Here is an 18489-nt window from a genome sequence, read left to right on the forward strand (position 1 = left end):
AAACGATTCTTCTTTCTCAACTTGCTGAATCATGATCATTATCATCAGACCCATACTTCTCCTCAAGACCAGCAAGCAACTCAGACGGTATATTAGGATCAAGCCCCATAATCCACCGTGCTTCTGTCGCCGCTTCTTTGGCAGTGATGTAGCGTTCCTTCTCCGCCAGTACATAGTTGTTAAGCTTCGCTCTCAGATCGCGCTCTCTCTCCATTTCAGAACGTAGATCAATTGGAGCGTAGTCCGCCTCAACCAGGGTTTGAACGCCTCTCACTCTTGCAGCAATAGAAAAAGCCCGCTTCCAGAAACGTTTGGTTACGTTTCGAGCGGACTCTACGGACTTGATATATATTTGAGTATCTACGGAACTATATGTCTCGGTGGAACCTTGATGCCTGGACAGTAATGTGAGCAGCGTCTTCAATCCAGTTGCCATCTGGGTATCAATAATATCAATCAACTTCTTGATATCGATCATCGAACCTGAATTGCCGCCTTTTAGGTGTTCTACCTTAACACTATCCCAATGAATCATAGCATCGTCAGGATTAAGCGAATTAAAATGTCCCATAATTTCACTCATACGTTCAGTCAACCACTTTTGCTGACCAGCAGGATTATTCTTATATTGATTAGGCATGTTTTTTAATAAAACTTCCTCAACCACGGATATATCCAGTCTTGGGTATCCCTGATTGTGAACAACTGCTTTCAAGTCCTGCAAAACCTGTAAATGAAAAAACACCGCTTGAAGAACAGGTAATATCGGTGTTCGCCCATACGGATCATCAATCATCGGATCAAACTCTTCATAAATAAATGTCGGCGTGTCAATCTTCTTATACTGCCCAAACCATTCTTCACCAGAACGAGGACGTGGATTCTTGATGTATTGCCAAGGAACAAGTCGATTGGTTCCTTCTTCTCTCCTGAACCAAATTGTCGCAGGGTCAACAGGTACGATATCAATCACATCATTACAGCGCTCATTTAGAACTACTTCACCAGCACAAGCCCCACGTACCATGATCATCATCCGCTGAATCGTATCAAGCTTGTCCAGCGACCTTCCATGCTGATAACCAGGTGAGGGAAGTGGAGAATCCAGTAAGTTCTTGATTGCATCTAACGATCGCTGCCCATTCTTGTCGTCACTACCACTCTGCTTCTTTGCTGTAAATGTAAGTGGTGTGTCACCCATACGCAAAAAATTGTAGAGCGCATGCGAAATATCGGGATGAACAGACACAAGAATCTCAAGCAATTCCTCGGCTGTATGGTTTTGGAGTTTGGTCAGATCAATATTATGAGCACTCTGATACTTTTTCGGGAGCCAATTGAATATATCCCATCCGTTTGATGATCTTGGAGATGTCAACCTGCCAATCCCCATCATCTGACGCTTTACTGCAGCTGGAAGAACCGAATTAGCAAATGAATAAATGGCTTTATGATACCATTTCAATGTTTCACCTCCAGACATAAAAATAGAAGGCAGGAAAAATTTCCTTACCTTCTACATTTCTTCATACTTCTATGGATTTATAATATCATCGAGTTACTATAGTGTTACTACGGATTTAATCCGCAATCCTCATACATTCATCACCACCTCCACAACATAAAAAAAGGATGACCTTTAAGTTCATCCCTAATTTAAACCATATTCATTTTTGGAAAAATATATTTTCAGAAACTAAATCTTAGCTTCAATATTTGATGCTGTTTGTCTATAACCATTTATGGCACTTAATATCGGTTTAGTAAATTTATCTAGCTCGGATATACGTGTTTCCTTTAGTTGAGTTCTATACTTCTCTTTATTAACATACTCAGGAATTTGTTTTAAGAACAATAAATCTGGTTTCCAATTTTGATCAGGACGTTCAAAAGCGCCAATAGGATAAGGGAAGCACTTTTTAATTGTTTCAGTATAATGAAAAGGGGTTGTTTGGTCTACAAACGTAATTGTTACCTCATATTCAGCACCTGCTACATACTTTGATTCATTATTAAGACATATATTCGGACCTATATATTTTGCATAAATACCCATTTCACTGATACCATTTCTCAACGGTTCATCATATTTCTTTAAAAAATCTTCAGAAAGCTTTGAATATTTCCTTGCATTTTCCATAGCTACTTGGTAATAAGAGAAATCCTGGTCTGCAAGCGCGCGAAGAGTAAGAATATACACGTTTATACCATAAATTAGTGTTGTCAAAACTTCTCCCGAAGGATCAAACTGTAATAACGTATTAATTTTTTGAGTTATATCATTCAAAAGGGGATGTAATATACGCTCATCTTTCGTGCTTATAAACGTCTCCAAATTTTCCCCTAACCCTATGATCGCTCCAGTATGTTCACGCAAAAATGCTAAATCAATTGACCTTCTGATATTTTCATTTAAGGTGTTGAGGGCCTCAGCAAATTTATCGTCTTCTCCTGCAGAAAATAAGGACGACATTATTTTATCTGCTAACGCTCCCCCTATCGTCCCACCAAACTCTGTTCCAAATGCAATCACTGCGGCTTCGATACCTTTGTTGATGATTTGTTCGTAACTCTCATTCTCTTCAGTAGGCACTTATCTCACTCCTAAAGTTTTTCCTTAGCATGCCCACCGATTATAAGTTGATACTTCACCCAGTAAATGTTTACATTTCATCCTTCTGAAGCTTGATATCCAATTCGATCAGACGTTCCAGATTTCATGTTTCACCCTGAATAGACTTTTGTATTAGGCACCCTTCTATCAAGATTAAATCTCCTCATAAGCAGTAATCTATGTTGGTCATGATTATAAACTTCGTACAATACACTGATCTCATGATCAGAAGTGTCCGTGTCTAGTAGTTGCATAAGACTTTCCTTTTGCTCAGCGGTTAGATCAGAATTTAGAATGTACTGTAAAATATAAAAAAATGAGTTTAGGTAATAATCAAAATAAATAGCCTTCTCTTCTTTTGACATTTGTGAATGATGCACCATTTTAATTAATCCTTCTACTCCGTGATGTTCTTCTCCTTTATGAATAAAACGAACTGCTTCAATTCTTTTGTTCTTGCTTTTTACTAGTTCATTGACTGTCGTCATTGTCAGTTGGAACCTTAGCATCTGACTCTGGCCTTCCATTTGATCTACAGATCGGGCCGTTTCTTCTCGTTGCATCCGTAGCTCTTCGGTTTGCATTGTTATAGCTTCGCGCTGGAGAGCAAGTTCTTGCCTTTGAACTGTTATTGTATAAATAAGACCCGCAAACGCCAGCCCCGAAAATAACGCATTAACCGCTCCAAACATATCCCCAAATGTTCCCGCTTCTAAAGTCTCCTTAGGATACCATAGCGGAATGAAGTACCACGTAGATCCCCACATAGAAATAATCAGTAATACGATTAATAGTAAATATCTCTTTTTCATCTGCGCACCCCTAATCTAATCTGAAAGAATATCTTCCAGTATCAGACAATAAATCAATGTGGTCAAGAGCTATAGTTCAGATTCTTAAAAGCATTAATAATCACAAAAAAAGCCACCTCGTTAGCGAGATGACCTAATGCTTTTGGATGCTGTCCCTAGGTATAAGCTATAACCAAGCAACCATTCTCTCCCGCAAGCCACCAGGGACAGCGTTAATACGGTATATCTCATCAGCAACATTCCTTTCACTTTCAGGGAATTGAACCAGTCACACATTGCAGCACCTATGAAACCCGAAATCAAGCTTGCAAGGTACCAGTTTGATGTGAGATGAGTTAGAAGTACGGAGATGTAAGGAATCGAACCTACGCTGGTGGCATACGCCTTTAGACATTTATATTAACACATACTCACCTATATTTTCCAATAGCGTTTGTGTTGAGTTGGTTTCAATGTTTGGGTGACCATCATATGCATGCGTAGGCTCACTCAGACGCTGTTCTCCGCTCTTCAATCAACTGATCCCTACAAACGGACGTTCTCATACAATCAAGCTTAGAATGGTTCACATTCTGTCATATGAGAGCAAAGAAAAAGCACCACAATGGGTGCCATCGACAGATAAACTTTATCTAATAACTAGTGAATTCTTTTCCACAGTATGATATCTTTCGTTTGTAATACCGCAGTTAGGGCAATCTACACTCGCTATCATTTCGAGTACAGTTACATTTACATTACTACTCTTTACATCTAAGTATGAATTTTTCACTACTAAACTCGCTTTAACGTATTCCGGCTCCATAGGTGAGTTTTTATTGAAGTTGTATTTCCATACAAATTCCTTATCACAAACCATACATACCACTTTACCTCCGGTTGCTAAAACATCATTATTCATTCTTAATGCGCCTCCCAATAGAATAGTTATGTAACAGATAACTATACGTCTTTGGGACATTTTGGTAGCAATATTTTTTCTCCATCTTTTTGTATTTAAGCAAAAGAAAAAGCACCACAATGGGTGCTCTTGCTCAACTCTCGTAATCCCTAATCTTAAATGTACGCATTTCACCAGGAGAGTGGGAACTATCCATTTTAGCAATAACTCCCTCAAACCTGTGCTCTGCTATAAACTTAGTAAGAATACGGTGTGCTTTCATACGATCAATGCCATTTGATTCTAAGCGATGTTCAATATCATAATATCCCTTAAACGAATTCAATTTTTCTTGATCAATATGATATTCGTTAAGAACATTAGATACAACCTCTACATCTTCAGATGACACAAAATTCAATTCTTCAAGTTCAGAATTAAGTGTATCTTCAAACCCATTAAGCAGTCCGTAAATAACATCGTCTCCTACTGGGCAAGAGATTCCTTGATCGTGTTTTTGGATACGATAGATTTCACCTAGTATCTTTCCAAAAACAAGCTTGCTTTCTCTATCCATATTTCCACCTCCCCTAACACTATCAATACGTGCTAAAGATGATATACGCCTTTGGAACATCTTGGTTGCAAAATTAATATTATTCGTTTGTGAGCAGAGAAAAAGCAACACAGCGGGTGCTTATTAACTCAGTCTTCTTCTTTCACAGCCTTGTAAACAGTTCTATACAATTCGGCAACAGCTTGATCGCTCAAATACTTCTCCAAATGGGGCGCCTTATTGCTGGTTTGAGCAATCGACTCGCCTCTCGCCTGTAATGCAGCTTGGACAATACTTGCTCCAACTTCACTCTTACTACTCATGTGAACACCTCACTTCAACATCAAAATTCGACAATCAGGAAGGATTCCCCTTTTTCACACAACAATCAGGAGGTTTGGGACAGAACTGCTTCACTCCATCCCATCTGCCCCATACACAACCATAGCATTGCCCTGGTTGCATCTTCGCAACATGGGTACAGGTGGCTCTTTGATTGCTACCAAACTCTGCATACCCTCCCTTCATATTTACAATCTCGACACAAACATAGTCACATATCGGAGTCATTCGTACCCGCCCCCTAGCCCTGGGAAGGACCCATAGAAGTAAAAAAACAATATATACTATCACTAAAAAATAAATTATTGTGCATATTAATGTTGTTCAACAAATTATAAATAAAGGGAGTTTTACACTATGAACAAAACCGATCCAGTTTTGGTGCAACTTTAACGTCTGAGAATGATAAGGATATACCTCCAGGATCTACACTTCCAATTGAACTTCCTGCTCCAACTAATGGTCGGCCCTTTTTCTGGGGTTACGAAATACCAGAAGGTAAAAAAGTGTTTCTTTTAAGTCAAGATGTAGTAGGTACTTCAACGTTAAAGCTTAAATTTTATAACTCAGAACCTGCTGGTACTCCATCCATTAATGTTAGAGCCTTTACCAGACAATAAGCACATCACTAGTCTTAATCACAAAATTTATATTGTCTGTGAAGGTCTGCATTAAACAAAAAAATAAATTGAAAGAAGAGATAAATTATGCAAACAACTTCTAGAAATGGTCATGGGATTATAAAGCGTAAAAATGATCTTCCTAAAGATGCCCAGAGTTCTAATTTAACGACTATTACGGGACTACGATTATTAAAAAATTTATACTGGACTGCTGAATTCACTGAGCCAGATGGCAAAAAATATTCAGTAAAGGGAATTGAGCTTACTGTACCTTCTGAAACAAAATATATCGCCATGACTCTGGGTGGGCATGACTTTCATTTCGGTCATGATACCTACATCGAGAGACCGTTTGGCCATATAGGGATGTACTATGGAATAAAAAATTGGGATGAAACTACCAACAAAGTAAGTATTGAGGTTTTTTCCATCCTTCGAGATAGCAACGGTGATGACCCTTGGAAAGCAAATGTGGATGTTTCACTATCTTGTTATGGTGATTAGAACAACTTGTGCGCCGGACCCCACTAGGTTCGGCGTCTTTTATAATTAGTTGTACTAGATATCAGCTACCGTACTTTGATAAATAATTGTTACTTAAGTACATTTATTTTACAGTCTTGATCTGGTTGCCAATTTTCATGATCCCAGAACAACTTCATGTCTCCTTTGTGCGGTTCTATATGTCGACTACTGCAGTGTTCCGCTGCTGTTCCACGTTCCTGTTCCATCTGGTGGTTCACCTGAATCTTATGTACGTCACAGTATTGTTCTTTACTCAGCCGTGAGCATCCTGGCTTGCCACACGGTCTATTCGAACGCACTGGCATCACATTTCCTCCCACCGATTTTCAGTATTCAGGAATGAAAACAACTTCATTAATAACAAAAAAAGTCATCCAAAGGGATGACCAGAAAAAGATAAATGTAAATTTAGTTGCTAGACAATTGATCATTGCTAACAGTTTTTAATCACTAATTGGTTGCTCATTAATATCACTTTTATTTCCTTTAACCGTAGGAGTGAATACCTCCTTTTGGGCACTTTGTGTTTCTTTGTTTTCAGATAGAACATCCGTTAAGATTACTGTTACTATCCTTATTATTCGGTAAGTTGAGAGCAGAAAGAAGACAAGTAATGTTACAAATAAACTCAATAATATTCTAGATGTATATCCTGAACTTTCAATAAAGACATTCAAAACTAGAGAATACGTTACCAATAACAATCCAGAAATAACAGTCATATTGATGTAGGTAATAAGATCACTCTCACCATTATTCTTGTTTATTCTCTTCATAACTGATGAATTAGAGATTGAAATAAGGATTGAGATCATTGTTGCTACAAAGGCAATGATGATTGAACTTAATGTTACAGAAGAACTTAAGATCATATCAAACTTACTAATTTGATTAATTTCAAGTTTTAAAAAGAAAGAAACCGCTCCTATTATGATTGAAAAAATAAAAGGATAAGAAATCTCTAGCCATCTAGGCAATTTTCCCACCTCCTATTCATAAACACTATTAATTTGTTCAACTCTATTGCGGTAGATACGTTGCATCTGTCCCATCACGGTTGTATGCAGAATGTTTCTTGATTCAGTGTTAATATCTGTATCAGGGAAGGAATGATAGTCAATCAACCTATGTTGAAGTAAATCATAAGGTTCAACTGATGCATCTTGATCCGCTTTAACTTTAACTTCTGCTCGTTTAACATTCTCATCACTCACCAAATCCATAATATCGTCGTAGATAGGTAACTTACTGTATTTTTTAGAACCTTTCTGAGCTATAGAAATCTTGAATACTACATTTACACTTTCTTCAATATTTTCAGCTCTACCTACGATACTACCCAGTGATCTTTTTGTCTGAGGTCTTGCATTTTTTATATCAGCAACTGCAATTTCAGCACTTTTTATAAGATGGTCTTGTTTCATTAATTCCAGAGAACTTGGGTGAACAAGGGGTTTTATAAATATTGTGTACCCTTCTTCATCAACTACTCTTGTAAAATAATTGGTTATTGCTGAAGGTGCTAGACTATTCGCATTCCTTCTGATCATTATTGCACTATTAGTTGGGTCATAAAGAGCTGACACCTCTTCTCCAAACCCTTCTGCGTTAGTCAAATCATCGAAAAAGCCGATTTCTCCATTGTCGTTTGTTTTAAGCGGGAAGTGCTCTTTCCTTATTCTGATGAAGTGCATCTCCCATTTATCATTATTTAATTCTATGCTCTGAAGTCGAGCCACATCATTCTTGACAGCAAATACTCGATTTTGGGGCTCCATTTCTTTAAGCGTTTGTAACAAAACACTTAAATCACATGGCCTCTCCTCTGCTCTGTTTGTTTCAGGAATGTTTCTTCTAGCATAAACTTTGAAATAATCAAATCTAACATGTTTTGGCATTATGTAGTCCCCCTATAAGTCTTAATAAGAGGTATTCGATAAAATCCAGGGCTTTCCTCCTAATTTAAAGAAAGGATTCTCCTAAATAATCATGCAGCGGGAGTTACTTGTACCTCTGCTAATTGAATAATTAGAATGTTCAAGTTAGATTGATTTATTCATATCTATATCTTTGCATAACTGCACTAACATAGAAGGTTTCATCCTGTTTTCTAAAAATGAATAATTCATAAATCAAATCGGGGCATTGTTGCTCAATCTTCTCATTTGGCATCTAACCCTCTTCCTTCTTCTTGTAATCTGGCGCCTTACACATATGAACTAGTCTAGCCCATTTTTCCACACGTAACCTCCACATTAAACAGGCTATATGTAGGATATAGGAGGCTCCTTAATAGCAATAGCGTGCCCCCTTTGGACATCCTTAAAACCTCCCTTCATATTTACAAGCGCTTGGGAAAACGAAAAAGCACTCAAAAATGAGCGCTATTGTTTGTCGATATTATTCTGTTGTACACACTCACATTAACTGATGATATAATAAGCGTGTGTCGAAAGCATGTGGTCGTTGCAACCAGAAAGAGGCTGCACATGACGATGTACGAGATCATAAGTTTGGCACTAATGACCTTAGCAATCATCATACCTATGATGAAGAAGCAGTAATAGTAGTATAGGGTGCATTGCTCATACCCACATGGATTCTGAACGCTAATCAAAGGGTTTCTTTATGCTCTACTCTTACTTTTAACCATCTCTGGTAAGAGTATTGATGCTAGTACATTGGTTGATGGCACAACGTATCACAATAAAGATTATACCTGACATCAAGCCGAAAGAATTACATAATATGAGCAAAAAGAAAAAAGACTAGGAGCGGCTACTCCTGGTCTTTTCCTTTTTCCGGGGTAACTGATTCTGACTTGCTCATTACCTTTTTTGTCTCTCTTGGAGTACAACAAAGTCGTCATTGATCTATTTCCGTTACTTGTCATTGCTCGACTTTGTATATTGGCACACTAACAATTTTTTAAATTGCTCTCATGACAATATCTTCATAACCTACCTACATTCGTTACCCCGTTTGACTAAAGAACCATCTCTTGGCTTGAGGCTAACTACTGACGTTGAGATCATATTGGCAATTTGATTTTACCAAAGTTCAGAGCACTTTGCCATACTTATCGGCGTAACCTGATTGTTGATCATAATAGTATCACTATTTATATCCCGCCCGGTTGGAGCGGCTGCGGGGAATCTAACCCCATCCCCACACTGCACCCTTGACGATCCACGTCTAAGGAAACGCCTTCCCACAGCGCAGCCGAGTATGCTGCGATAACGGGCAGGCACACCGGAGAGGGGTTATCCTCTCTATGTGCCTAGTTTATTGCTATTTCGCCGTAATCGATCGGCAACATATAGTGAAGTTACCTTCAGTTTATCTTTTTATTGACACACTACTTATTGACGGAAGCATTATAGACTGTGGTGTTCCCATCAAATATTCACCGAAGGTGAGAACATATGCGTCAGCTCTGTCCGGTGATTTTAATCCTCGTTTCTTCATGTCCTTCTTACTTTCAAGTAGTATCTTACCCTTGCTCGTCATTAACCATTTTCTTGCAGTCAATTGGGAAGTAAGTACATCATCATGAGGAAGTTGTAGGACTGCCTGCTCATTGTTAATATAATTGCTCATGTTTTGTTCCAGTTGCCCCTTTATATAAGCCCACATTTCAGCACCGAGGTTTCCATAATGTTCATCCAAAGATGATGATCCGTTGTTAATTGGAATGACTTCATACGGAAGCCCTTCTTCTGCTATAACCTCATTCAAACGATCCGTGACACCACCACCTACACCGGTATCATCGATTCTGATTCTCGTATGAACAACTTCCGGGTACAGTGGTAACAATTCTCTTACCAAGCTCAGCACCCAGCCAGCAGTAACCATTGTATCTTTCTTGAAATGATGATGTTGCCCAACTGTTACCGGCCCTATCCCTGCGTAAATGGACGTCTCATCGTCACCAAAACGGGCAACGTCACAGCCGATGGTCAAGGTATCACCGATAGGTGCTAGGATCACATCTTTGGCAGCAAACTCAGCCACTTCCAAAGCAATGAAGGTTTCAGACTCGCCTCGCGGGAACTCACCTTCCACCCTAACTCGCCAAACGTCCGAACCTTTTCCATACTTTCGCTCAAGCATCGCAATATTCTCTTTACTTGTACGAGGACTGTTCAAACAGGATACTTTGTGTGTATTGTAATCTGCCCGGTCCCTGTTGTGAGAGTCATAAAAGACCCCGCTGGTACGAGTCGGGTTTCCACACATAAGCAACTTATTGAATTCGCCTGAAAGTGTACCCAAGATCGCTTCCATGATCCTATCCTCAACCCCAGAAGCTTCGTCCACTATAAAAAGCATGTAGTCTTCATGAAAACCCTGCATATTCTCGGGTTTGGTGGCTGTCCGGGCTGTAGCAAACCAGCGTTCCTCGTAATTTCGCATATAAATCTTCGTTTTAGTCCATTTGAGAATACGTTTGAGTAAGGGACTTTTCTCTTGCCACTTGCTAATCTCTGCCCATAAGACATCATGCAGCTGCTGACGTGTCGGTGCTGTACAGATAACCTTCGGAAACGGGAAACACGATAGGAACCATAGTGCCACCGCAGCCTCAAGACCGGTCTTCCCAACACCTTGCCCGGATCGTACAGACACTCGTGGGTTCCCAGCTATGTCCATCAATACTTCCGCTTGCCATTCGTCAGGCGTGAATTTCAGCAACTCTACGCAAAAAAGAACCGGATTTTTCCGGTACTCAGGAATACGTTTTTTGAATGCAGCAAAGCGGCGTTTCGTTTGTGGAGATTCTTTACTCACCTGACTCCACCGCCTTTACCCAATCTTCAATCAGATCCTCCTCTGTATCTCCATCACCATTCTTCAGTTTCTCAATCTCAAGGCGGGTTTTATCAACTTTTGCCTGCATCTGATCCAGTTTCAATCGGCGCTCATCTTCCTGCGGCGCGATATCAAGGAATTGTTTGATAGCTCCCCTGATCTCACGCATGACCGTAGCCTCTGCCTTGATAAAACTAGCATATTTATCCCAAGCGAATTGGATTTCCCATTCGTATTCATCTCCATACTCACCTGGTTTCTCCCTTTTCAACTCTTTGGTCATATCCTCTTTGTCTTTGATGAAGAAGATACGTTGCGCCCAAATGATTTTACGGAATCCCTGGGTGATGTTATGCCAGATCATGTCTATAGGTTCCATTTGCTGAACGATGTCTATGAGTTCTAGATACTCAGGATCTTGCGGCTCGAACTTACGGAACAATCCATGTGTTACAGCTTTCTGATTGCCCAGCGGCCCCCCTTTTCCACCTCGATTACCTTTAGCGTTCTGATTGCCACGAGGAGCACCAGGTTTAGCGTTCGCAATCTTCCCTTCCCATTGATCAAGTGACTTCCACTTCCGGACTGACTCAGGTGTGATGCCCAACTTTTCCGCAATCTCTTTCGGCTTCATCACAGCGCCACTATCTTTCCAAATTTTGAACGCCTTCTTACGATTCGGATTCTGCTTCCTGCTCACAAAATTATCACCACTTTCATGTAATTGAGTTGGAATTCCTATTTAAGGTCAGTAATAGTCAAACGTTACGAATCGAAATAAGCCTCCGTCTGAATCGCAGGCTGTTGTTCTGTACTCATATTCACTAAATAATGTAAGTTGACTGAAACATAAAGGTAATTCTGTTGCACTCATTTCAGGCATGAAAAAACATGTTTCTTCATCTAATGTCTTCCTAATTGATAAATGAGTGCAATATAAACCGTATTGTGTTGCACTAAATTCACCTCAAATTCAATATTGCCTTGTCCATCATGTCCTGAGTCAGCCCGATATAGTCCAAAGTCTCCCTTGGATCGCTGTGTCCAAACATATCCATTAGTAACGCTAGGTTCTCAGGATTGTCCATGTAGAGCCTATATGCCCATGTCTTCCGCAATGAATGGACCCCGATATCCTTTAACCTGAATTCCTGAGCTGCTTCGTGTAGAAAACGATAGGCTGTTGTCCGATCGATCGGTTTATTTCGCATACGGCTGATCGTTTTAATCTGACGACTAGCAAACAGATAATCAGTTGGTCGCATGTCAGCAGTGAATTCGTCCAGATCCTCTCTTATACTCGGATGGATAATAAAAGTCTTCGCATGCTTATTTTTTTGCTCAACCATACTGATATGAGTCCCTTTAGTTTGCCACGCCTTGAGTTCGAGCAAGTCAGATACTCGAAGTCCGCTGTATATGCCCATACAAAAAAATAAGTAATTCCGCATGCTTCGTATATAGAAGTATTCCTTCATTCCATCTATAACCCGTTCATCACGGATCGGCTGTACCTTTCTCATTTAGTCACCTTCTCTTGACAATGATTCGACTTCCAACAGCGCGGCACAATACACATCTGAACAACCCCTGTCCAGGTTCCCAAACAACAGCCCCGACATTTCTCTGGTTGCTTGTCCGAAACCCTCAGGATAGCCGGTTCATTTCTGCTGTAAAAATGACCATCCATACTCTTCCCTCCAATACAAAAAGGCCGCTCAAAAGAGCGACCTTCTTATTTACGTTATTATATGGATTTAAGATAACATGTTTTTAATTCAGGATTACTTCGTTTTTCTGGACAAGGATAATTTAAGGAATAGTTTAATAACCACAAGATGCTAGTCTCCCATTCTATTAACCACCATCCATCCCTCTATTCAAGCGTGCATTAAATCCTGGTTCAAATGTCATGTCTCAGCCCTCAGAAATATTACTATTGTCCTAAAATAAGTAATACGATAGAATTACAATTGGTAGATATTGAATTAGGAGAGAGAAAATAATGACTAAAAAGATTTCAGGATCAAAAGGATTTATTGCAGGTTTTGTAGCAGCTGGAATGCTGTTTGGAGCGACTGCATTAGCTGCGAGTAATTCAGTAACAGTTGATATCGCAAACCTCAAGTTTATGTTTAACAATGTAGAAAAAAAGCAGGCAGCAGGAGAAGTAAGTTTCATTTATAAGGGTACTACATATGTTCCTCTACGGTTTGTAAGTGAAGGTTTAGATGAGAAAGTGGAGTATGACGGTAAAAACAAAGCTATATGGGTTGGTAAACGTGATGGCTATGGTATCAATTTGACATCCAAGGATTATGCACGTTTTGATGCCTATAATGATCGTTTGTGGTTCAATGAATCCGATAAAACGGTGACAGGGACGGAGTATAGAAATAACATTCTCACAAGGGTTGACGCTAGATGGAAAGATGAGAAGGTTACATCGGTTGAGTATAACCTGGACGGAAAATATAAGCGTCTGACGGCTTTCGCGGGAGTTGAGGATAAGTACAAAAATACTTTAGGGGAGTACACAGTTACTTTCTATGGTGACGGAGAAGTCATTAAGTCATATGAAGGTTTGAAGGGCGGAGATCATGCGGTACCTGTAGATATTAATCTGGAGGGTGTACTGAAACTGAAAATTGAGTTCAGTGCAAAGGGTGATTATGCAAACATTTTAATTGGTGAGCCGAAGTTGTATCAGTAATGATAAAACATCCAGTCAATGCATCGACTGGATGTTTTTCTTTTAATCGCCCAAGGCTTCTCATCTCGGAATCAGTAAGCCTATTTCCCCTTCGTTATTCCGCCCTCTTCCATAGTCAATTGTTACAAAATCTAATGTCCGATTGAATTTCAAACTGTTCGCAATGTTAGCTATGGCTCTCCGCCGCTTATCGGCAAATGTGGTTGCAGCTATCCTAGGAACATCCTTGCGATATCCTTTTTCCATGTATTCTTGAGCCTTCAAGTACTTCTTACCCTCCAAAAATAGTAATCTTGCCGCTACCCCTTCGTGGGGATCTCTTAGATTATTTATTGCAAATCTGACATTGTTGGATATTGTTACGTAAAGTTTGTAGTTGGCGTGCCGCTTGTCCTTCATGATGATTGAGTTTGCTGTCACATCAGCAGTCAATTCATGTCCTGATTCGCGTTTCGCAACCGCCCCCTCCGCAGACAACAATTCGTAAGCTGACATCCCGTTCTCGATCTGCTGAAGCGAAAATTCGTAGTTTTTTATGATATCAATCATGTCTACGTACTTCCCAAGTAACCACTTTGTCTTACGGATATCTACTTTATCCACGTCCGAAAAGAAATTGAGTTGAATGATCTTATTTGTATCTTCGATGTCTTCCTTACTGACTACTACCACAAATTCAGCTTCACTCATGCTGTACCTCCTCTGGTTCAGGAAAATTTTCCTGATCGTATTTGCAACTTGAATCATTGTTTAATCATTCCACTACCAATTTCCCTAATTCCCGAATCTCTGATTTGCTTCTAGCCTTTGTGAAGTTGTTCAGATATGCGATTTTCTTCATGGCACGCTTAGATTCAATTTTTACAACAATCTTTTCTGAGTTGGACATGTGGCTACTGTTAGCATCGTAAAATTTACGTTGTAATTTAAGTCCTGTCGTCATGATTTTTTGAATATCTACTGCATCGTCATAAGTTAGTCCGAATTGTCTCATTCTGTATCCGCTCCTTCCCCACCCAATAATTCAGGGTTTTCGTAGATGTTGCCTATCACTTCTCCGTCAGCAATGTATCCCAAATGTAAGCCCATTAAAGGTTCTTTGTCTCTGAATAACTGAAACATGCCGCCGTACAATCTCACGACCAAGTTTTCAGGCAATGGGCCACTACTCTCAAAATTCAGCTTGTTTACTTTAACGATGTCACCATCGTAGTAATCCTTTCCTTTGCTGTCTTTGACTCCAGATCTAAGCATCAACATCATGTATGGTGACCATATGCATACCTTCAACCAGTTCCGTTCTAAGAACTCATATGACATCTCTTTGGTTTCGGTATCCCATGCTCTCGCCCCAAACTCATACAGGTTCATGCTTATCCGCTCCTTCCTTGGGAGCCAACCCTTGACGAGAGTGTACATTTCCGACAACCCTAACGCCTTCTGCCCGGCAGTATGATCCATCAAATTCAATCACTTCAGATGCCCAAAGGTATCCGTCAGGCAAGGAATCAGCGACAAACATGAATCCGCTGCCCTCATACTTCACTTCACAAGTGTGAGTTTCGTCTTCATATCCCAACTCGACGATATCACCTTCAAATACCTCAACTTGATCACCTGATTCATCATGGAAGCCTGCGTATTGCAACCACTTCACGTTAGCTGCCAGAGGCTTCATAAGCATCTTTACATCCGACGTTTCCCATGCATATCGCCCAGGTTCAAAGTCTCCGAATTCATATTCTGGAGAGTACACCAATCTGTTTCCTTCCAACTCATAACCATCTGTCCATGTATCCACCGATTTAAGGCAGTTGGTCAGTTTAGCAATCGCTACAACCGCACCCGTTGGCAGGTTATCTACTGTGTATCCATGCTGTTCTAGTGCTGCGCGAATCTCAGGATACTTGCAGGCATCCTTGTCGATCTTCTTCCCGGCATGGATGGCAATCTCGCCCCGATGCTTAGTAGGCCAGCTGCGTGTTTCATATTGTTTTGCTTCAATGGCGATCAATGTCGCCCACGGCTGAATAATTGTTATAGCCTTCATGACAGTTCTTCCTTCCCTTCTATATACTGAATGCCATCTGCCCAGCTTCCTGCTCTGAATACCGCTCCAGAGTAAGGTTATTTCCCGATCCTGTGCATATTTCCGGAAGATTAGCCCGGACCAAAGCTTGAGCAAACGGTGGAGGTACCGCATTTCCACACCGAGCTACTTGGGCGCTCTTGGAATACTTCTGACCGTTTGCATCAACTGCGATAGTGTAGTTGCTCGGGAATCCTTGTGCCGCAAACAGTTCGTGTGGCTCAAGCATCCGCATACCGATATCAATAATCTGATAATCAACGCCTTGAATTGTGACCAGTCCGAACCGATCCTTGGTTGTAATCGTGTGAAGCGGCTTATCCAACGTCTGTCCGTTATCTGCGCTACCGTAATATTTCATGAGGAACGCCCGTACCTCTCCAAAGTGCAGTCCGCCTGCCGTAATCGTTTGAAGCGGATCTGTAACCGGCTGCCCCGTATTGGTTCCGCGCATCTTGACCAGGTGACTGGTGACGAGGGCACTTTTCCCGCCTCCTCCAGCCGTGACAGTTCCTATCGGTTCATCAACTGAACTGCCAACCGATTCTCCGAAGTGACGGGCAATGAATGCTGAAGCTATGGCGAATTTGTTTCCTCCTGCTGTCACCGTTCCAAGAGGTTTATTCAGATCCAGCACCCTTCGGCCTTCTGGGTCTCCGTAACCCATCTGTATCAGTGCAGGGCTGATTAACATGTGCTGATTTCCTGTCGTCACAGTCCTAAGTGGTTCGTCAGGTGCGCTGCCAGGATGACCCGTTGTATTAACTCCAAGAACCGGAGTCACAAGTAAATGTTCTGCCTTGGTTGTAATAGTTGTGAGCGGGTCCGTAGCTTTGTATTGCAACCGATCCCCAGCATATCCCGTCTGTCCAATTCGTGCGATGTATGGCGTTACCAAGCCCCAACCATTCTTGGCTGTGATAGTCTTCAATGGTTCTTGGATAGAATCGCAGTAATGATGATTGCTACCGGAGAAGTTGACGCGCATGACGAATGGCTCCGGGTTGTCGATAACAAACTTTTGCATGCCGCGTGCTATGCGGCGCATCGTGTTTTCTGCAAGAGGTTTCTTCCGTTCAAATATGCTCGGGCAGGGGATGGTCCAATCAATGATTTCAGCCGCCGTCCTCCATGGAAGCCGTTTCCCCGACTTAACTTCTGCACTATCCGGCGCTCCGTGCGTTGGCTCAGGCCAGACAATTGGTTTACCGTCTCTACGAGCTACCATAAACAGCCGCTTGCGAATTGTAGGCGCTCCGTAATCACAAGCCCTTAACTCTTTCCATTCAACCTTGTATCCCTGCCGTCGAAGTGCATTCACGAATGTTCGGAAGGTCCGGCCCTTCTGATCCTTGTCGGGATACCCATCAGCAGTTAAAGGTCCCCATGTCGTGAATTCCTCCACGTTTTCCAGCATGATAACCCTCGGTTTAACCGTTGCTGCCCACCGAACGGCGACCCATGCCAAACCGCGGATCTCTTTTGCAACCGGCTTGCCTCCCTTAGCCTTGGAGAAGTGTTTGCAATCAGGGCTGAACCACGCCAGCCCCACTGGACGACCTTTTACCGCTTCAACCGGGTTCACTTCCCACACAGATTCACAATAGTGCTCCGTATCTGGGTGATTGACCTCATGCATTGCAATAGCTGCTGGGTCGTGATTAATTGCTATATCTACACTGCGTCCGGTTGCCAGCTCAATACCTGTACTGGCACCGCCACCGCCTGCGAAATTATCGACTATGATTTCCTTCATGTGTGTCTTGTCTCCCTTCCTTTGTTATCCGGGGAACCAAACCCTAAATAACGTTATAAATTCGTTGTTATATGAATTAATTGCATATTAATCATCAAAGTGTCCGTATCCAAACGGGATTTGATGCTTCTCTTCAATTCTTACGATATCACTTATTAAAGACTCAAAAATAGCTATCTGTTTATCATCCATCATTTCAATAAGCCGAACCTCTTTTGCTTTCAATGAACGTCCTGCTGCTGACGAGATAAGTTCTTTAACCGGGTTCAGGGACTGCTGTCGATTTTGCTTCTCTTGATCCGCTCTCTTCTGCGCCTCTTGCTTCCGGTTATACTCGTCCCAGTCCTGTTCATCAAACCAGAAGCGGTCTCCGTATTTATCACGGAAAGCTGAAATCCAGAACTGGAGTAATTCTTCGTTTGTTTGAATCCGATCATGACAGGGCCAGCAAAGCCGAAGGCCGTTGGTCTTAACTCCCCGTCCTTTTCTGCCTCGCGGATATACATGGTGAGTTGTTGTTGCTTCAATGATCTTGCAGCATTCACAAATTCCGTTTGATTCTTCAATAAGCTCAGTTATGACTTCTTTTGGGAAATCGCCGCGCTCCTTTGAGCCTGGTCTGGATTGGTGATGGGCTAAAATGTCCTTTTTCCATTCCCGTACAGGCTTTTTATCTTTCTTAGTTCGCCCGAAGCTGCTCACTTTCTTTCCTTTCGCTTTCTTCTCCGGTTTCCAGAATGTTTGATGGGCCATTTCCTCATCCA

The 18489-nt window shown here is 41.3% G+C and carries 20 protein-coding genes; 2 read left to right on the top strand and 18 right to left on the bottom strand.

All coding sequences use genetic code 11. The annotated features are described in order from the left end of the window. Window positions 1-16: 16 nt before the first annotated feature. The 6 genes from MKX40_RS17935 to MKX40_RS17960 form a co-directional block, all read right to left on the bottom strand. Entirely contained in the window at window positions 17-1465 is a 1449-nt protein-coding gene (locus tag MKX40_RS17935) for a hypothetical protein (RefSeq protein ID WP_339234625.1), read from the bottom strand. Window positions 1466-1696: 231 nt separating this feature from the next. Then, window positions 1697-2593, bottom strand: a complete 897-nt coding sequence (locus MKX40_RS17940; protein ID WP_339234628.1) for a hypothetical protein — start codon at window positions 2591-2593, stop codon at window positions 1697-1699. Between the two features lie 131 nt (window positions 2594-2724). Further along, window positions 2725-3426: a hypothetical protein gene (locus MKX40_RS17945; protein ID WP_339234629.1), complete on the bottom strand. Its 702-nt coding sequence runs from the start codon at window positions 3424-3426 to the stop codon at window positions 2725-2727. A gap of 628 nt (window positions 3427-4054) precedes the next feature. Continuing rightward, complete coding sequence (locus tag MKX40_RS17950; RefSeq protein ID WP_339234631.1) at window positions 4055-4327, bottom strand: hypothetical protein; 273 nt, start codon at window positions 4325-4327, stop codon at window positions 4055-4057. A gap of 133 nt (window positions 4328-4460) precedes the next feature. After that, the gene (locus tag MKX40_RS17955) at window positions 4461-4883 is read right to left on the bottom strand and encodes a hypothetical protein (RefSeq protein WP_339234633.1); all 423 of its coding nucleotides are present in this window, start codon (window positions 4881-4883) and stop codon (window positions 4461-4463) included. A gap of 128 nt (window positions 4884-5011) precedes the next feature. Beyond that, the gene (locus tag MKX40_RS17960) at window positions 5012-5185 is read right to left on the bottom strand and encodes a hypothetical protein (protein WP_339234634.1); all 174 of its coding nucleotides are present in this window, start codon (window positions 5183-5185) and stop codon (window positions 5012-5014) included. A 726-nt stretch (window positions 5186-5911) separates the two neighbouring features. Between MKX40_RS17960 and MKX40_RS17965 the strand changes: the two genes are divergently transcribed. Next, complete coding sequence (locus tag MKX40_RS17965) at window positions 5912-6331, top strand: hypothetical protein (RefSeq protein WP_339234635.1); 420 nt, start codon at window positions 5912-5914, stop codon at window positions 6329-6331. A gap of 89 nt (window positions 6332-6420) precedes the next feature. Here MKX40_RS17965 and MKX40_RS17970 read toward each other — a convergent pair whose 3' ends face one another. The 6 genes from MKX40_RS17970 to MKX40_RS17995 all read right to left on the bottom strand — a co-directional run bounded on the left by MKX40_RS17970 (window position 6421) and on the right by MKX40_RS17995 (window position 12690). Beyond that, the gene (locus MKX40_RS17970; protein ID WP_339234636.1) at window positions 6421-6657 is read right to left on the bottom strand and encodes a hypothetical protein; all 237 of its coding nucleotides are present in this window, start codon (window positions 6655-6657) and stop codon (window positions 6421-6423) included. Window positions 6658-6795: 138 nt separating this feature from the next. Continuing rightward, the gene (locus MKX40_RS17975) at window positions 6796-7329 is read right to left on the bottom strand and encodes a hypothetical protein (RefSeq protein WP_339234638.1); all 534 of its coding nucleotides are present in this window, start codon (window positions 7327-7329) and stop codon (window positions 6796-6798) included. Window positions 7330-7341: 12 nt separating this feature from the next. Then, complete coding sequence (locus tag MKX40_RS17980) at window positions 7342-8250, bottom strand: DUF6731 family protein (protein ID WP_339234639.1); 909 nt, start codon at window positions 8248-8250, stop codon at window positions 7342-7344. A gap of 1441 nt (window positions 8251-9691) precedes the next feature. Further along, complete coding sequence (locus tag MKX40_RS17985; RefSeq protein ID WP_339243123.1) at window positions 9692-11092, bottom strand: DEAD/DEAH box helicase family protein; 1401 nt, start codon at window positions 11090-11092, stop codon at window positions 9692-9694. Between the two features lie 46 nt (window positions 11093-11138). Further along, complete coding sequence (gene terS, locus MKX40_RS17990) at window positions 11139-11867, bottom strand: phage terminase small subunit (RefSeq protein ID WP_339234640.1); 729 nt, start codon at window positions 11865-11867, stop codon at window positions 11139-11141. 262 nt (window positions 11868-12129) lie between these two features. Next, entirely contained in the window at window positions 12130-12690 is a 561-nt protein-coding gene (locus MKX40_RS17995) for a tyrosine-type recombinase/integrase (RefSeq protein WP_210108836.1), read from the bottom strand. 482 nt (window positions 12691-13172) lie between these two features. Here MKX40_RS17995 and MKX40_RS18000 point away from each other — a divergent pair, with 482 nt between their 5' ends. Next, entirely contained in the window at window positions 13173-13880 is a 708-nt protein-coding gene (locus MKX40_RS18000) for an NPCBM/NEW2 domain-containing protein (protein ID WP_339234642.1), read from the top strand. 60 nt (window positions 13881-13940) lie between these two features. Here the strand turns inward: MKX40_RS18000 and MKX40_RS18005 are convergent, their stop codons facing one another. The 6 genes from MKX40_RS18005 to MKX40_RS18030 form a co-directional block, all read right to left on the bottom strand. Beyond that, window positions 13941-14570: a hypothetical protein gene (locus tag MKX40_RS18005; RefSeq protein ID WP_339234645.1), complete on the bottom strand. Its 630-nt coding sequence runs from the start codon at window positions 14568-14570 to the stop codon at window positions 13941-13943. Window positions 14571-14634: 64 nt separating this feature from the next. Next, on the bottom strand, window positions 14635-14874 hold the full coding sequence (locus tag MKX40_RS18010) for a hypothetical protein (protein ID WP_339234647.1): 240 nt from the start codon (window positions 14872-14874) through the stop codon (window positions 14635-14637). After that, window positions 14871-15251, bottom strand: coding sequence for a YopX family protein (locus MKX40_RS18015; RefSeq protein ID WP_339234649.1), 381 nt, complete (start codon window positions 15249-15251; stop codon window positions 14871-14873). Before MKX40_RS18015 ends, MKX40_RS18010 begins: the two co-directional genes overlap by 4 nt. Next, the gene (locus tag MKX40_RS18020; RefSeq protein ID WP_339234651.1) at window positions 15238-15930 is read right to left on the bottom strand and encodes a YopX family protein; all 693 of its coding nucleotides are present in this window, start codon (window positions 15928-15930) and stop codon (window positions 15238-15240) included. The genes MKX40_RS18015 and MKX40_RS18020 overlap by 14 nt, the downstream gene beginning before the upstream one ends. Window positions 15931-15949: 19 nt before the next feature. Beyond that, window positions 15950-17725: a DNA cytosine methyltransferase gene (locus tag MKX40_RS18025; RefSeq protein ID WP_339234652.1), complete on the bottom strand. Its 1776-nt coding sequence runs from the start codon at window positions 17723-17725 to the stop codon at window positions 15950-15952. 87 nt (window positions 17726-17812) lie between these two features. Then, entirely contained in the window at window positions 17813-18478 is a 666-nt protein-coding gene (locus MKX40_RS18030) for an HNH endonuclease signature motif containing protein (RefSeq protein WP_339243124.1), read from the bottom strand. Between the last annotated feature and the right edge of the window lie 11 nt (window positions 18479-18489).

Source organism: Paenibacillus sp. FSL R5-0517 (assembly GCF_037974355.1).
Classification (GTDB): Bacteria; Bacillota; Bacilli; order Paenibacillales; family Paenibacillaceae; genus Paenibacillus.